This is a genomic window from Selenomonas bovis DSM 23594, assembly GCF_000381005.1.
Classification (GTDB): Bacteria; Bacillota; Negativicutes; order Selenomonadales; family Selenomonadaceae; genus Selenomonas_C; species Selenomonas_C bovis.
The window spans coordinates 56,736-71,437 of record NZ_KB908387.1 but is presented as its reverse complement, the minus strand read 5'-3'; the positions used below and the strand labels follow the sequence as shown (position 1 = coordinate 71,437).

Annotated in this window: 15 protein-coding genes and 2 tRNA genes; 13 read left to right on the top strand and 4 right to left on the bottom strand. The window is 61.6% G+C overall.

The genetic code is table 11. The features are described from left to right. Positions 1-93 precede the first annotated feature (93 nt). From F599_RS0106060 to F599_RS0106050, 3 genes are all read right to left on the bottom strand, one after another. Positions 94-185 (bottom strand) — tRNA-Ser (locus F599_RS0106060). A gap of 216 nt (positions 186-401) precedes the next feature. After that, positions 402-1,049 (bottom strand): hypothetical protein, encoded by a 648-nt coding sequence (locus tag F599_RS0106055; protein ID WP_019542629.1) that lies wholly within the window; start codon positions 1,047-1,049, stop codon positions 402-404. Beyond that, positions 1,046-1,426 carry a response regulator gene (locus F599_RS0106050; RefSeq protein ID WP_019542628.1) on the bottom strand — a complete coding sequence of 127 codons (381 nt, stop codon included), beginning with the start codon at positions 1,424-1,426 and terminating at the stop codon, positions 1,046-1,048. The genes F599_RS0106055 and F599_RS0106050 overlap by 4 nt, the downstream gene beginning before the upstream one ends. Positions 1,427-1,721: 295 nt before the next feature. On the opposite strand from F599_RS0106050, the gene ychF reads away from it, so the two are divergent. Then, positions 1,722-2,828, top strand: a complete 1,107-nt coding sequence (gene ychF, locus F599_RS0106045; protein WP_020700519.1) for a redox-regulated ATPase YchF — start codon at positions 1,722-1,724, stop codon at positions 2,826-2,828. Between the two features lie 67 nt (positions 2,829-2,895). After that, positions 2,896-3,108 carry a DUF951 domain-containing protein gene (locus F599_RS0106040; protein WP_197018218.1) on the top strand — a complete coding sequence of 71 codons (213 nt, stop codon included), beginning with the start codon at positions 2,896-2,898 and terminating at the stop codon, positions 3,106-3,108. Between the two features lie 159 nt (positions 3,109-3,267). Here F599_RS0106040 and F599_RS0106035 read toward each other — a convergent pair whose 3' ends face one another. Then, positions 3,268-3,909, bottom strand: coding sequence for an HAD family hydrolase (locus tag F599_RS0106035; RefSeq protein WP_019542626.1), 642 nt, complete (start codon positions 3,907-3,909; stop codon positions 3,268-3,270). Positions 3,910-4,422: 513 nt separating this feature from the next. Here F599_RS0106035 and F599_RS0106030 point away from each other — a divergent pair. The 11 genes from F599_RS0106030 (at position 4,423) to F599_RS0105980 (ending at position 14,677) form a co-directional block, all read left to right on the top strand. Continuing rightward, positions 4,423-5,082 carry a 3'-5' exonuclease gene (locus F599_RS0106030; protein ID WP_019542625.1) on the top strand — a complete coding sequence of 220 codons (660 nt, stop codon included), beginning with the start codon at positions 4,423-4,425 and terminating at the stop codon, positions 5,080-5,082. A gap of 162 nt (positions 5,083-5,244) precedes the next feature. After that, positions 5,245-6,579, top strand: a complete 1,335-nt coding sequence (locus F599_RS0106025; RefSeq protein WP_019542624.1) for an NCS2 family permease — start codon at positions 5,245-5,247, stop codon at positions 6,577-6,579. A gap of 64 nt (positions 6,580-6,643) precedes the next feature. Then, positions 6,644-6,720, top strand: a tRNA-Arg gene (locus F599_RS0106020). Positions 6,721-6,989: 269 nt separating this feature from the next. After that, on the top strand, positions 6,990-8,288 hold the full coding sequence (locus F599_RS0106015) for a fused HPr family phosphocarrier protein/2-hydroxyacid dehydrogenase (protein WP_019542623.1): 1,299 nt from the start codon (positions 6,990-6,992) through the stop codon (positions 8,286-8,288). 416 nt (positions 8,289-8,704) lie between these two features. Further along, the gene (mreB, locus tag F599_RS0106010; RefSeq protein WP_019542622.1) at positions 8,705-9,727 is read left to right on the top strand and encodes a rod shape-determining protein; all 1,023 of its coding nucleotides are present in this window, start codon (positions 8,705-8,707) and stop codon (positions 9,725-9,727) included. A gap of 144 nt (positions 9,728-9,871) precedes the next feature. Next, positions 9,872-10,681: a flagellar hook-basal body protein gene (locus F599_RS0106005; protein ID WP_019542621.1), complete on the top strand. Its 810-nt coding sequence runs from the start codon at positions 9,872-9,874 to the stop codon at positions 10,679-10,681. Positions 10,682-10,803: 122 nt separating this feature from the next. After that, positions 10,804-11,595 (top strand): flagellar basal-body rod protein FlgG, encoded by a 792-nt coding sequence (gene flgG, locus F599_RS0106000; protein WP_019542620.1) that lies wholly within the window; start codon positions 10,804-10,806, stop codon positions 11,593-11,595. A 69-nt stretch (positions 11,596-11,664) separates the two neighbouring features. Further along, the gene (gene flgA / locus F599_RS0105995; RefSeq protein WP_019542619.1) at positions 11,665-12,372 is read left to right on the top strand and encodes a flagellar basal body P-ring formation chaperone FlgA; all 708 of its coding nucleotides are present in this window, start codon (positions 11,665-11,667) and stop codon (positions 12,370-12,372) included. Between the two features lie 76 nt (positions 12,373-12,448). Next, positions 12,449-13,039, top strand: coding sequence for a flagellar basal body L-ring protein FlgH (locus F599_RS0105990; RefSeq protein WP_026327854.1), 591 nt, complete (start codon positions 12,449-12,451; stop codon positions 13,037-13,039). A 40-nt stretch (positions 13,040-13,079) separates the two neighbouring features. Continuing rightward, positions 13,080-14,201, top strand: coding sequence for a flagellar basal body P-ring protein FlgI (locus F599_RS0105985; RefSeq protein WP_019542617.1), 1,122 nt, complete (start codon positions 13,080-13,082; stop codon positions 14,199-14,201). A gap of 32 nt (positions 14,202-14,233) precedes the next feature. Beyond that, complete coding sequence (locus tag F599_RS0105980; RefSeq protein WP_033369155.1) at positions 14,234-14,677, top strand: rod-binding protein; 444 nt, start codon at positions 14,234-14,236, stop codon at positions 14,675-14,677. Positions 14,678-14,702: the final 25 nt, after the last annotated feature.

Here is a 14,702-nt window from a genome sequence, read left to right as displayed (position 1 = left end):
GCTGCGCCTGCGGCTTGCGTTCTTGGGGATTTACATAATATAAAAACGCGCTATCTGAGGACATTCCCTCACGATAGCGCGCTGTGTTCTAAATGGCGGAGAGTGAGAGATTCGAACTCTCGATACAAGTTTCCCCGTATACACGCTTTCCAGGCGTGCTCCTTCAACCACTCGGACAACTCTCCAAATGCTCTACCCAACGGCAGATATGAAATTTTCGAGCGACGTGCGCTCACAACAGTGACTATTATAACCGCGCCTCGCAGGGTTGTCAAGGGAAATTTCGAGGAAAGGACAAAGTCGTTCGTGATTCCTCAAGAACTGCTGCGAAAAGCAGAGCCCCCCCCCCCGCAAAGACGCGGGAGGAAGCCGCACTGCCGCGCGCTGCGGGTCGAGGCAGCTCAGAGAAACGCATCCGTCGAGAGAACGAGCACGAAGTCGCCGGCCTCCGTATAGATGCGGAGCAGGAGCTGATGGCTGCCGCGCGGGATCACATCCTCGTTGGCGAGCGGGAAGTCGAGATCCGGCTCGATCTTGCGGTTGGCGAGCTCCACGATGTAGAGGCCGTTGACGACGTTGAGGAACTCCTCGAGCGCATCCGTCGCGTCGCCCTTGAGATCCTCGACCGCGTCGCCGCCGTAGCGCCGCGCGAGCGCGAGAAATACCTCATCGCGCGCGATGATGCCGTTGACGATGCTCACGTCGCCCGTGATGTGCTGGGCGACTGCCCAGGTGTGCGGCGCGTCCTCGAGGACAGAGGCGTCGAGGCACTGCGGTATGACGAGCGAGGAGAGCTTCAGGAAGCGATACAGCGAGGCTGTGAAGAGCTCGGCATAGTCCGCGTAGGCCGTCACTTCCTGCTCGATGTCCCGGAGGCCCTTGGCCGCCTGCAGCACGGCGCTGCGCGCCGGATGCGTGTCCGGCGGCTGTTTGCCGAAGCGCTCGCGCAGCGCCTGCTCGCTGACCTCGCCGCTGAGAATGGCGGGGAGCTCCTTGGGGGTCAGCAGGCCGGCGTTGAGGAGACGCTGGGAATATTCGATGCAGCTCATTTTTTGCCGGCCTTCCTGCGGATGTTGTCCACCGCCTTCTTGATTTGCTCGCTCGTATAGGGCTTCTGGATGAAGTCGATGGCGCCCATCTTGAGCGTCTTCATGATTTTCTGCGGCGTGCCCGCAGAGGAGAGCATGACGACGGGGATGTCCGGGCTGACCTCCTTGATGACCTGGAGTGCCTCGATGCCGCCGACCTCGGGCATCACGATATCGAGGATGATGCCGTCCGGCTTGTCCTTGAGATCCTTCATGATGGCTTCTTTGCCGTTTTCTGCTTCGATGACCTCGCAGTCGAGCGCTTCGAGCTCCGCGCGCAGCTTCTTGCGCAGCAGCTTCGAGTCGTCCGAGACGAGGAGTCTGAGTTTTTTATCCAATATGTCCGCCTCCATTCGCAGGGTACAGGGGGAGGGCCGGTCGCGGCAATTTCCCCGAGATTTTCCCATGGCTGATACTCATGTATTCGCCGCGGCGGCGCGAAATCCTGCCGCGGAAAGAGAAAAAGTCGTAGCGCTTGTGAGACTTTCGTTTGCGCGGCTGCAGCGTGGCCGCTTCTCTTGCCAAATCGTCTGGTTTCTACTAAAATATAAAAAGCGCTGATGAAAAGGAGTGTCCCCGAGAGATGCGCGGTGTTTCCAGGAGGGGCACAGAAAGTATAAAGGTGGAATCACATTGAGCAATTTAGAAGTCGGTATCGTAGGTCTGCCGAATGTCGGCAAGAGCACGCTGTTTAACGCCATCACGAAGGCGGGGGCCGAGGCGGCGAATTTCCCGTTCTGCACGATCGAGCCGAATGTCGGCGTCGTGGCCGTGCCGGATTCGCGGCTCGGCGTGCTGCATGAGATGTACCAGTCGAAGAAGACGACGCCGGCCTCCGTGCGCTTCGTCGACATCGCGGGCCTCGTCAAGGGCGCGAGCAAGGGCGAGGGACTCGGCAACAAGTTCCTCGAGCATATCCGCCAGGTCGACGCCGTCGCGCATGTCGTGCGCTGCTTTGAGGATCCGAATATCACGCACGTCGAGGGCGGCATCGATCCCCTGCGCGACATCGACATCATCCAGACGGAGCTCTGCCTCGCCGACCTCGAGATCGTCGAGAAACGCATTATGCGTCTCGCGAAGATCGCGAAGTCCGGCAACAAGGAGGCCAAGGTCGAGGATGAGATCCTGCGCCGCATCAAGGCGGCGCTCGACGAGGGCCGTCCCGCGCGCCAGGTCGAGCTATCAGAGGACGATCTCGCGCTCATCAAGGAGATGAACCTCCTCACGCTGAAGCCGACGCTCTACGTTGCGAATGTCGCGGAGGACGAGGTCGCGACGGCCTACGACGAGAATCCGTTCGTGCAGAAGGTCAAGGAGTTCGCCGCCAAGGAGGGCGCGGAGGTCGTCGCGATCTCCGCGAAGGTCGAGTCGGAGATCGCCGAGCTCGATCCTGAGGAGGCCAAGGCGTTCCTCGAGGATCTCGGCGAGACGGAGAGCGGCCTCGACCGCCTCATCAAGGCGGCGTTCGACCTGCTCGGCCTTCAGACGTTCCTCACGGCCGGCCCTGACGAGTGCCGCGCCTGGACGATCGTCAAGGGCACGACGGCGCCGAAGGCGGCGGGCAAGATCCACACGGATTTCGAGCGCGGTTTCATCCGCGCCGAGATCGTGAACTACGACGACCTCGTCGCGGCGGGCTCCGTCGCCGCCGCGCGCGAGAAGGGCCAGGTCCGCGTCGAGGGCAAGGACTACGTTATGCAGGACGGCGATGTCGTCAACTTCCGGTTCAACGTCTGAGGCATCGCTGGTGACAGGAGGAAGCGCTGTGGAGAAGAAATCCTATGAGCTCGGCGACATCGTGCGCATGAAAAAGCCGCATCCCTGCGGCGCGAATGAGTGGCTCATCGTGCGCACGGGCATGGATTTCCGGCTCAAGTGCCAGGGCTGCGGCCATTATGTGCTCCTGCCGCGCACGAAGTTCGAGCGCATGGCGCGCCAGCTGCTCGGCCATGTCGAGCTCTCGCGAGAGCCCCTGCCCTACGAGGCGGCGGGTGAGGCGTCGGCAGAGAAGGATTGAGCGGGGCGCGGCTGCTGCGCGCTGTGCGCCTGGATGCGGCTGCGGTATCTATTAGAAATGACGAGGCTGTCGCCGGAGTGTGTGATGCACTCCGGTGGCAGCCTCGTTTTCTCCATCTGTGATATTTATGCGCTGTTGCGGTGCGGGCGGGTGCGGTGCTCAGAGCGTCAGCAGGCCGCGCAGATTCTGGCAGATGGCCACGTGCGGATAGGCGTCGAACGCGGCGGCGGGCGTCGCGCCCGTGAGCACGGCGGCGAAAGGGACGGCGGCCTGCTGCGCGGCGCCCGCGTCGACGACACTGTCGCCGACGTAGAGCGTCTGCTGACGCGCGGCGCCGAAGGCGCGCAGCGCGGCCTCGATGCCCTCGGGCGCGGGCTTCGGCGTCTTGACATCCTCGATGCCGATGATGCGGTCGATGAGGTCGCTCGTGCCCGTCTCGTCGAATTTCTCCTGGATGCGGCTGCGCGTCTTCGAGGAGATGATGCCGATGCGCGCGTCGCGCGCGCGCAGGGCGCGCAGCACGTCAAGCGTGTCGGGGAAGAAATGCGTGCCGGGCGTCATGTAGCGGTCGGCGAGATGGCGGTAATCCTCGATGAACGCGTCGATCTGGGCGGCGTCCTCGTAGCCCGTGATGCGGCGCACGGCCTCCTCCATCGGCAGGCCGATGGTCTTGCGGATGACATCGTCCGGCACCTGCGGCCGCGCATAGGCGTCGAGTGTCAGGCGGAAACATTTGAGGATGCCCTCCTCAGAGTTGACCAGGGTGTAATCGAAATCGAACAGATACAGCGAATAGCTCATGTGAAATCTCCTCATTGGTTATGCAGGGGCGCACAAGGTTTGCGCATGGGCGCATGGCGCCTTTGGTACGACGCCTTCTATTATAGCATAGGGAGGGCATCTCTCGCATGATGGCGGGACACGGACAGCGTGATTTCTTCTGTTCGGCCTGCGCGCCGTGGTTTGCGTTCCTGGAATTTCATAGTAAGCTCAACGCACAAACGTCCACTTCGTGGACATTGTGCGCCCGCCCTTGCAGTAAATCCAGCCAATCGCGCTGCGCCTGCGGCTTGCGCTCTTGGGGGTTTACATAGTAAACTCAACGCACAAACGTCCACTTTGTGGACATTGTGCGCCCGTCCTTGCAGTAAATCCAGCCAATCGCGCTGCGCCTGCGGCTTGCGCTCTTGGGGATTTACATAGTACAATAGAAATTATAAGATTTCAGGAACCACTGAGAGAAGGATGCGCCTTTCCCCTGCATGGAGGGTAAGGCTGTCACGGTGGTTCCGTTGGAAAGCGCAGGAGGAGCAAATGAATTACGTTGTAGTGGATCTCGAGATGAATCCCGTGAGCCGTGATTACCGCGAGGTGCGGCGCACGCTCCGCGATGAGGTCATAGAGTTCGGCGCCGTGCGGCTCGACGCGTCGTTCGCGCAGGAGAGCACGTTCCAGTGCTATGTGAGGCCGCAGTATGGGCCGATCCGCAAGCAGATCACGGCCCTCACCGGCATCACGCAGGAAAAGGTGGACGGCGGCGAGATCTTCGAGAAGCAGTTCCAGGCGTTCGTCGACTGGGTGGGCGCGGCGCCGACGAAAATCTACTCGTGGAGCATGTCGGATATCAAGCAGCTCAGGAGCGAATGCCGGAAGAAGCTCCCCGCGTTCGACCTCGCGTGGCTCGACAGCCGCTGGGTGGACCTGCAGCAGGCGTTCGACGACAGGCTCGGCCTGCACAACAGCCTCGCGCTCAAGCACGCGCTCGGCGCGATGGACCGCAATTTCGAGGGGACGCAGCACACGGCGCTCGACGACGCCATCAATACGAGCGCCATCCTCGTGCTCATGCAGGACGACGCGAAGTTCCGCAAGACGATGCAGCCGGTGCTCGACATCCTCCAGCCGAAGGAGGATCTCACGAGCTCCATCGGCGATCTCTGCCCGGAGCTCGCGGCGCTCTCCAAGGAGCTATGACCCCCCCTGCACGGCAAAGAGCCGGAGTGCTACGCTCCGGCTCTTCGCTTTCCCTGGGAAGGGCGGCGCGCCGTACCGGAGCGCCGCTGTTGGTTGCATTCCGCCTGTTGATGTGGTATTCTAAGCGGGCAATCGTATTGCCTAGAAGAAGGAGGATTCGATATGAAGTCACAAACGACTTCGTCCGGCTTCCTCGCGCGCTATTTCAAGCTCGCGGAGAAGCAGACGACGGTCAAGACGGAGATCCTGGCGGGACTCACGACGTTCATCGCGCTCGCCTATATCATCTTCGTCAATCCGAATATTCTTTCCGAGGCGGGCATCCCGAAAGATGCGGCCATTGCCTCGACCATCTGGATCGCGGCGCTCTCGACGATGGTCATGGGCGTCGTTGCCAACTATCCGGTCGCGCTCGCGCCGGGTATGGGCCTCAACGCCTTTTTCGCCTACTATGTGTGCGGCACGCTTGGCCTGCACTGGACAGTCGCGCTCGGTGCGGTGTTCTTCTCGGGCGTCCTGTTCCTGATCCTCACGGTCAGTCACATCCGCCAGGCCATCATCAACGCCGTGCCGCAGAATCTGCGCGTAGCCATCGGCGTGGGCATCGGCCTCTTCATCGCTTTCATCGGCCTCAAGGGCACGGGCCTCATCGTGCCGGACAAGGCGACGTTCATCGGCCTCGGCCATGTGACGCAGCCGACGACGCTGCTCTCGCTCTTCGGCCTCGTGCTCACGGGCGCGCTTATGGCGCGCAAGGTACAGGGCTCCATCCTCATCGGCATCGTCGCGACGACGCTGCTCTCCATGTGCCTCGGCTACTCGCCGGTGCCGCATGGCATCTCTGATATCGTGAGCACGAGCATGCCGCACATGGGCGAGACGTTCGGCAAGCTCGACATCGTCGGCGCGTGGAACTACGGCATCGTCTCCATCATCTTCACGTTCACGGTCGTCGAACTCTTCGATAACATGGGCACACTCATCGGCCTCACGTCGAAGGCGAAGCTCGTGAAGCCGAACGGCGAGATCGAGAACCTCGACCGCGCCCTCACGACGGACGCTGTGGGCACGATCTGCTCCTCAGTATTCGGCACTTCGACGGTCACGAGCTATATCGAGAGCGCCGCGGGCATCGCAGCGGGCGGCAAGACGGGCCTCACGGCCGTGACGGTCTCCATCTGCTTCCTCATCGCGCTGCTCTTTGCGCCGCTCGTCGGCCTCGTGCCGGGCTTCGCGACGGCGCCGCCGCTCATCCTCGTCGGCGCCCTCATGATGCAGGAAGTCGGCAAGATCAACTTCGCGGACTTCTCCGATGCCCTGCCGGCCTTCCTCACCATCGTCATGATGCCGCTCACAGGCTCGATTGCCAACGGCTTCGCGTTCGGTTTCGTGAGCTACGCGTTCATGAAGACCGCCGTCGGCAAGTACAAGGAAGTCAGCTGGATCATGTGGCTCGTCTCTCTCGCTTTCGTCATCAACCTCGTCATGCGTTCCTGACGGGCGGAGCGCAAGTTTTCCTTGAAAATCATCGTTGCTTTTGGTAGAATAAATAATGTTCTTTGCGGTTGTAGCTCAGTTGGATAGAGCGTCCGCCTCCTAAGCGGCAGGTCGTGCGTTCGAATCGCACCAATCGCACCATCATACGCTAACTCGCAGCGGATTGCGACGTTGCCGACATAGGTTACAATCCACTGGATGGCTTTCTTAGGATAGCGCGGAATTCGTTTTCCGCGCTGTTTTTGTTGATGTGGCAGGCTTTGTTTGCAGCTGCGTCAATCTCGGTAATAGTCTTTCAAAAAAGTGCAGCGTGCTTGCAATATGTTATTGATTTCACACGCTCGGCGTCGTATAATCTTATTTGCAATACAATAGATGAAATGCATTGTTTTTATGGGAGGATCCTATTAATGAAAAAATTCCAAGTCGTCGTGAAATGCTCACTCGGTATTCATGCGCGCCCTGCGGCGCAGATTGCACAGGCATGCAGCAGCCTGCGAGCGGCAGTGACGCTCGAGACCGATCATGAGACGGCCCAGGGCAACAACGTGCTGGAAATCCTGAACCTCCACGCCGCGAAAGGCGCGACGGTCACGGTTACTGTAGACGGCCCCGACGAGGAGGAGGCTGCGCAGAAGATTCAGGCGGTTTTTGAGGCGATGGGGCCGAAGGAGAAGAAGGTTCCCGTTCTCAAGGTCGCGTTTTTCGGCACGAAGGACTACGACCGCCTCTATTTCAGCGAGCTTGCGAAGGACAAGGGCGAGGGCACGTACAACGTCGAGCTCAAGTATTTCACGAGCCGTCTGACGAGCGAGACGGCGCATCTCGCCAATGGCTATGACGCCGTGTGCATCTTCGTCAATGATGAGGCGCCGCGCGAGGTCATCGAGCAGCTGCACGACGGCGGCGTCCGCCTGATCCTCCTGCGCTGCGCCGGCTTCAACAACGTCGACAAGAAGGCAGCGGCCGAATACGGCATCACGGTGCTGCGCGTGCCGGCCTACTCCCCGTACGCGGTGGCGGAGCATGCAATGGCGACGCTCCAGGCCGCGAACCGCCGCCTGCACAAGGCGTACAACAAGGTGCGCGACAACAACTTCGATCTCACGGGCCTGCTCGGCGTCGATCTCCACAACAAGGTCGCCGGCATCCTCGGCACGGGGCGCATCGGCCAGTGCATGGCGCGCATCTGCAAGGGCTACGGCATGACGGTCATCGGCTGGGACGCGTATCCGAACAAGAAGCTCGAGGAGGAGGGCCTGCTCACCTACGCTTCGAAAGAGGAGGTTCTGAGCCGCTCCGACCTCATCTCCATCCACGCGCCGCTCATCATGGGCGAGGGCGGCACGTACCATCTCATCGACGAGAAGGCCATCTCCCTCATGAAGGACGACGTCATGCTCACGAATGCCGCGCGCGGCGGCCTCATCGATACGGAGGCGCTCATCGCTGCGCTCAAGAAGGGCAAGTTCCACGCGGTCGCGCTCGACGTCTACGAGGGCGAGGATGCGAACGTCTACACGGACCACAGCTTCGACGTCCCGACGGAGGACATCACGGGCCGCCTGCTCATGTTCCCGCAGGTCATCCTCACGAGCCATCAGGCATTCTTCACGCGCGAGGCGCTGCAGGCCATCGCGGCGGTGACGATGGAGAACGCCCGCAATTTCAACGAGGGCTGCCCGCTCGGCGCCGCTGAGGTGAAATAAGGATAGGTTCATAGGTATCGTCCCTATGGAAAAGCTGCCAGGCGAAGGCGTAACCGCCTGGCAGCTTTTACTGTGTAAATCCCCAAGAGCGCAAGCCGCAGGCGCAGCTCGATTGGCTGGATTTACTGCAAGGGCGGGCGCACAATGTCCACGAAGTGGACGTTTGTGCATGTAGTTTGTTGCGCGGGCGTCCGCGAGGCGAGGAATGCCTTGCGCTTGCTGCGGGGTGATGCGCGCAGCGCGGATATTCACGTGGAGACCTATTGTATTCGCGGGAATTTTATATTATATTAGTAAATACGATGTGTTTAGTCGTACATGTCGCTGTTCAAGAAGGGTGATGCTCCCTGTGAGGAAACGTTGGCATATGCAGCGGTCCCCCAGGAAGCCAAGATAGAAAAAGGGGAATCTCGAAGATGTTTGGCATGTCTATGGATATCGGAATCGATCTCGGCACGGCGAATGTGCTGATTTATGTGAAGAATAAAGGCATCGTGCTGCGAGAGCCGTCCGTGGTCGCGGTCGACAAGGATACGAATCAGGTGCTCGCGATCGGCGAGGAGGCGCGCCGCATGATCGGCCGTACGCCGGGCAATATCGTCGCGATCCGTCCGCTCAAGGAGGGCGTGATTGCTGACTACGATATCACGGAGAGCATGCTGCGCCATTTTATCGAGAAGGTGGTCGGCCATAGCTTCGTGTTCCGGCCGCGCATCATGATCTGCATCCCGTCCGGCTGCACGATGGTGGAGCAGCGCGCGGTGCAGGAAGCTGCCGAGCAGGCGGGCGCACGCCATACGCAGCTCATCGAGGAACCGCTCGCGGCTGCGCTCGGCGCGGGGCTCGACATCGTGGAGCCGTGCGGCTCGATGGTCGTTGATATCGGCGGCGGTACGACGGATATCGCCGTGATCTCGCTCGGCGGCATCGTGACGAGCGCGAGCCTGCGCATCGCCGGTGATAAGTTCGATGCGGACATCATCGCCTATGTGAAGCGTGAGTTCAACATGATGATTGGCGAGCGCACGGCGGAGGATATCAAGATGAACATTGGCGCGGCTTTCGCGGAAGCGCGCAAGGAGGAGATGGATATCCGCGGGCGCGATATGCTCACGGGCTTGCCGAAGAATCTCACAATCACGACGGCGCAGGCAGCGGAGGCGATGAACCAGTCGGTGACGCGCATTGTCGAGCAGGTGAAGAAGGTACTTGAGGAGACGCCGCCGGAGCTCTCGGCGGATATCATGGACCGCGGCATCATCCTCACGGGCGGCGGCGCGATGCTCTATGGGCTCGATGAGCTCATCCGCCGCGAGACGGAGATCCCGACGGCGCTCGCAGACGATCCGCTCTCCTGCGTGGCGCTCGGCTGCGGCAAGGCGCTCGATACGTTCGCGAAGTTCGACGGCAAGGCGACGAATCTCAAGATGCGCCACTGAGACCGGCGACAGGGCGCAGGAACTGCGCTGGTTTTCTCGCGGATAAGGAATCCGCGGGGGCGACGGCGAATAATATAATATGCGGCGAGTCTATGGGATGTGGCTTGCAGCAGCGCTGGCAAGGTGACTTGGGAGGGATAGCACATGTGGCGTGGTCTTTATACGGCGGGAGCCGGCATGATTCAGGAGACGCAGCGGACGGATACGATCGCGAACAATCTCGCGAATGTGAATACGACGGGCTACAAGCGCGACGTCGCGGTGAGCAGTGAGTTCGAGCCGATGCTCATCCGCCGCATCAACGACAAGGATATGCGGAGCGATGTGACGAGCTTCAAGGGCTTCTCGCTCGGCGGCAATCCGCCGGTCGTCGGCACGCTCGGCCTCGGTTCGGAGATTGCGGAGATCGCGACGGATCACGGCCAGGGAATTTTCGAGTCGACGGGCAATCCCTACGATGTGGCGATTTCAGGCGAGGGCTATTTCGAGATACAGACGCCGCAGGGCGTGCGCTATACGCGCGACGGGGCCTTTTTCCGCTCGCAGACGGGCGTGCTCGAGAACGTGCGCGGTCAGGCGGTGCTCGGCACGAATGGACAGCCCATCGTGATTCCCGCGGATGCGGAGAGCGTGAGCATCGGCGCCAAGGGAGAGATCACGGCGCGCGTGCAGGGTGCGGTGCAGCAGCTCGGCCAGCTCGCGTTCGTGCAGTTCAACGACCGCCGCGCGGTGCTCAAGCAGGGAGATAACCTCTACTATCCGCAGGCAGGCGCGCAGCCGCAGCCAGCGGCGGGAACCATCGAGCAGGGCATGCTCGAGCGCTCGAACGCGAACGTCGTCTCGGAGATGGTGGAGCTCATCAACAACTACCGCATCTACGAGGCGGGATCGAAGTCCGTCACGACGCAGGACGCGATGCTCGACAAGTCGGTCAACGAGGTCGGCAAGCTCTGAGACGGAGTGCTGAATGAATCAGTGGTTCCTTAAGTTCCACAGCCTTTTTTCCGATAGTATAAGAAGAGAATGCGTATGGTGGCGGCGCTGCCGCCTGTAATGATTTGGGAGGAATCGGAGATATGATGCGAGCACTTTGGTCAGCGGCCTCTGGCATGAAGGGGCAGCAGACGAATATGGATGTCATCGCGCACAACATCGCGAATGTCAATACGTATGGCGGTAAGAAGGTTCGCGCGGAGTTCCAGGACCTCATCTACCAGAACATCCGCGACGCGGGCGCGGCGTCCGGCGCGGACAGCCAGTACCCGACGGGCCTCCAGGTCGGTCTCGGCACGCGCGTGGCGGCGACGAACCGCATCTTCACGCAGGGCGCGCTGCAGACGACAGATAATCCGACGGATGTCGGCATCCAGGGCGAGGGGTTTTTCCGTATCACGATGCCGGACGGCACGACGGCGTATACGCGCGACGGCTCGTTCAAGCTTGATTCTCAACGTCGTCTCGTTACGACGGATGGCTATCCGCTCGCGGATAATATCACGATCGATGATAACGCGCCGAGCGACTCGATCACGATTTCGGGCGACGGCCGCGTCTCTGATACGCCGGCAGGCGGCACGCAGCAGGAGGTCGGGCAGATCCAGCTCGCGCGCTTCGTGAATCCGTCGGGCCTTACGGCCATCGGCAAGAACCTCTTCGTGGTTTCCGAGGCGTCAGGCGAAGCCATCGAAAGCGAGCCGGGCGTTGACGGCGCGGGAACGCTCACGCAGGGCACGCTCGAGATGAGCAGCGTGCAGATTGTCGAGGAAATGGTCAACATGATTGTTTCGCAGCGCGCCTACGAGTCGAATTCCAAGGCGGTCACGACGTCGGACTCGATGCTCGAGATTGCGAACGGCCTCAAGCGCTGAGCCATGAAATTGAACAGGGGAGCCCTGGCCATCTGCATACTTCTTTCTGTATGGGGTGGCTTCTTCTGTATGTTTCCCGCGGCTGCGTCTGCCTATGGCGGCGGCACGCAGGCGGAACGGTTCCCGCAGACGGTGACGGCGGCGCAGTTCGCCGCGTATGCGCAGGAGAAGCTCGAGCAGGAGCTCGCGGCGCGCGGCGAGACGCGCCGCCATACGCTGACACTCACGCGCGCCGCAGCGGCAATGCATGCGCCCGCGGGCGCGCTCATCTGCGAGGTCAAGGTACCGGGCGCGATACGCTACGGCGGTCTGACGCCGGTGCATGTGCTCGTCTATGTAGATGGGAAGTTCTATCGCCGTGCCGTACTCTATTTCCGCGTGCAGGTCTATGATACGGTGCTCGTGGCCGTGCATGACCTGCGTCCCGAGCAGACAATCGGTGCGGAGGATGTGCGCCTCGCGGAAGTCACGGTCGAGGACGCGGACACCGTCTACCTGAAAGAGGTTGCTGAGGTGAGCGGCCGCGTGCCCACGCGGTTCCTCTCGTCGGGAAAGCCCCTCGTCGCGACTGTGCTGCAGGCGGCGCGCGTGCTCGAGGCGGGCGATCCCGTGACGCTCGTGACGCGCTATCACGGCATCGAGGTGAAGGCTGAGGGCGTCGCGCTGCAGCGCGGCCGCATCGGCGAGCACATCCGCGTGCGCAACGCGCGCTCGGCGAAGGTATTGCTCGGGACGGTCGTGGACGCACATACGGTGCAGCTTGGCGGCGATGGCTGAGCGATGGGCGCGCGGCGGAGCTTGCGCTCAGCCGCAGAAGGAAAGCCGGATAGCGGCAAGATGGGAGAAAAGAGGGATGGCAATGAAGAAATGGATGGCGGCGGGCCTTTTGGCTGTCTGCGTAGCGCTTGCGCTGCAGCCCGTGGAGGCGCGCTCGCTCTGGAGTGACGATGGGACATCCTACAATATCTTTGCGGACCGCAAGGCGCGCAACGTCGGCGATATCCTGACCATCGTCATCAGCGAGACGACGACGACGACGACATCAAAGAGCAGTTCCAACAAGAAGAGCGGGAAAACCTCGCTCTCGGCGGGCGTGGGCATCTTTGATTTCCTCAAGGCCGCGAGCGCGAACGGCTCGGACTCGTTCTCAGCACAGGGCTCAAAATCCGATACGAATAAAGTCGCGGGCAATGTCACGGTGACGGTCACGCAGGTCATGCCGAACGGCAACATGGTCGTCGAGGGTACGCAGTCTATCTGGCAGAACCGCGACGAGCACAAAATCACGTTCCGCGGCGTCTGCCGCCAGGATGACGTGACAGCGAACAATACGATTCCCTCGACGAAGATCGCGGACGCGACGGTGCGCTTTGACGGTAAAGGCCCCCTGAACGCCAAGCAGCGGCAGGGCATCCTCACGCAGATATTCAATATCCTTTTCTGATGCAGTTGGCTCCCCGTGGGGAGCAGGGAGGTCTCTTCAGATGGTTTCATGGAAAAAGTTCTGTGCGGCGGCGCTTGTCGCGGTGTGCGCGGCGTCGCTCACGCCTCTTTCGGCTTCGGCCGATGCCTCGGTGACGCGCATCAAGGACATCGCGAAAGTGCAGGGGGTGCGCAGCAATCAGCTCGTCGGCTACGGCCTCGTCGTCGGTCTCGCGGGCACGGGCGACTCGAACAAGGCAAAGGAGACGGTGCAGAGTATCGGCAACATGCTCAAGAGCTTCGGCGTCGCCATCGATACGAGTTCGCTCAAGCCAGATAATGTAGCGGCTGTCATGGTGACGGCGACGCTGCCGCCCTTCGTGCGCGAGGGTGACACCATCGACGTGACGGTCTCCTCCCTCGGTGATGCGGACAGCATCCAGGGCGGCACGCTCGTTCAGACGCCGCTGCGCGCGGGCAACGGCGAGGTCTACGCGGTCGCGCAGGGGGCCGTTTCGACGGGCGGATTCGTCGTGGGCCGCGGTGGCAACAAGGCGCAGAAGAACTTCCCCACGACGGGCCTCATGCCGAACGGCGCGATCGTCGAGCGCAGCGTGGAGGATGAGATCGGGCAGGACGGCACGATCTCGCTCTCGCTTTCGCAGCCGGATTTCACGACGGCCGCGCGCATGGTTTCAAGCATCAACGCGCAGTTCGGCGGCATCGCGCGCGCGACGAATCCGGGGCGCATTGATATCTCGATCCCGGCCTACTACCGCGGCAACGTCGTCGGCTTTGTAGCGAGCCTCGAGGAGCTGCCCGTCGTGCCGGATACGGTCGCGAAAGTCGTGATGAACGAGCGCACGGGCACCATCGTCATGGGCGGCAACGTATCCGTGGATGAGTGTGCCATCACGCAGGGCGGCCTCTCCATCCGCGTGCAGAAGCGCGCGGATGTGAGCCAGCCGGATCCGCTCTCCTACGGCAGCACGATCGTTGCGAACAATACGGATGTCAAGGTCAAGGACAGCTCTGGCAGCACGATCGTCCTGCCGGCGACGGCGAACGTCAGCGATATCGTCGGTGCGCTCAATGCCGTCGGCGCGACGCCGCGCGACACGATTTCCATCCTGCAGGCGATGAAGGCGAGCGGCGCGCTCCACGCGGAGCTCGAGCTCATTTGATAGGAATTTCTAAAAGACAGGGAAGTGAGTTCATGCAGATTCAGCCAATAGCGATGCTGCAGCATAATACATCCGCGGCATCGGCCCAGGCGCAGGCGTCGTCCGCCTCGTTCGACCGCATGCTCGAGGAGGCGAAGCGCAGCGCGCAGGACGCGCGAAACGCGGCGGCGTCCGGCGACGGCACGCAGGCCGCTCGCGCAGAGGACAAGGCGCTCAAGAAGGCCTGTGAGGGCTTCGAGGCGATGTTCCTCAACATGATGTACCGTCAGATGCGCTCGACGGTGCACGAGGGCGGTCTCTTCGGCGAGGACAACGCGACGAAGATTTTCGAGGATATGCGCGACAGCGAGATGACGAAGCAGATGGCGGAGGCCGGCGGCATCGGGCTCGGCGATCTGCTCTACAAGCAGCTCCGGCCGCAGGTCGAGGCGAAGGCCGAAGCGCAGGCGGCGCTTGCCGTGCCTGCACGGAAATGAGGCGCAAGGAGCAGCAGTGAACGGC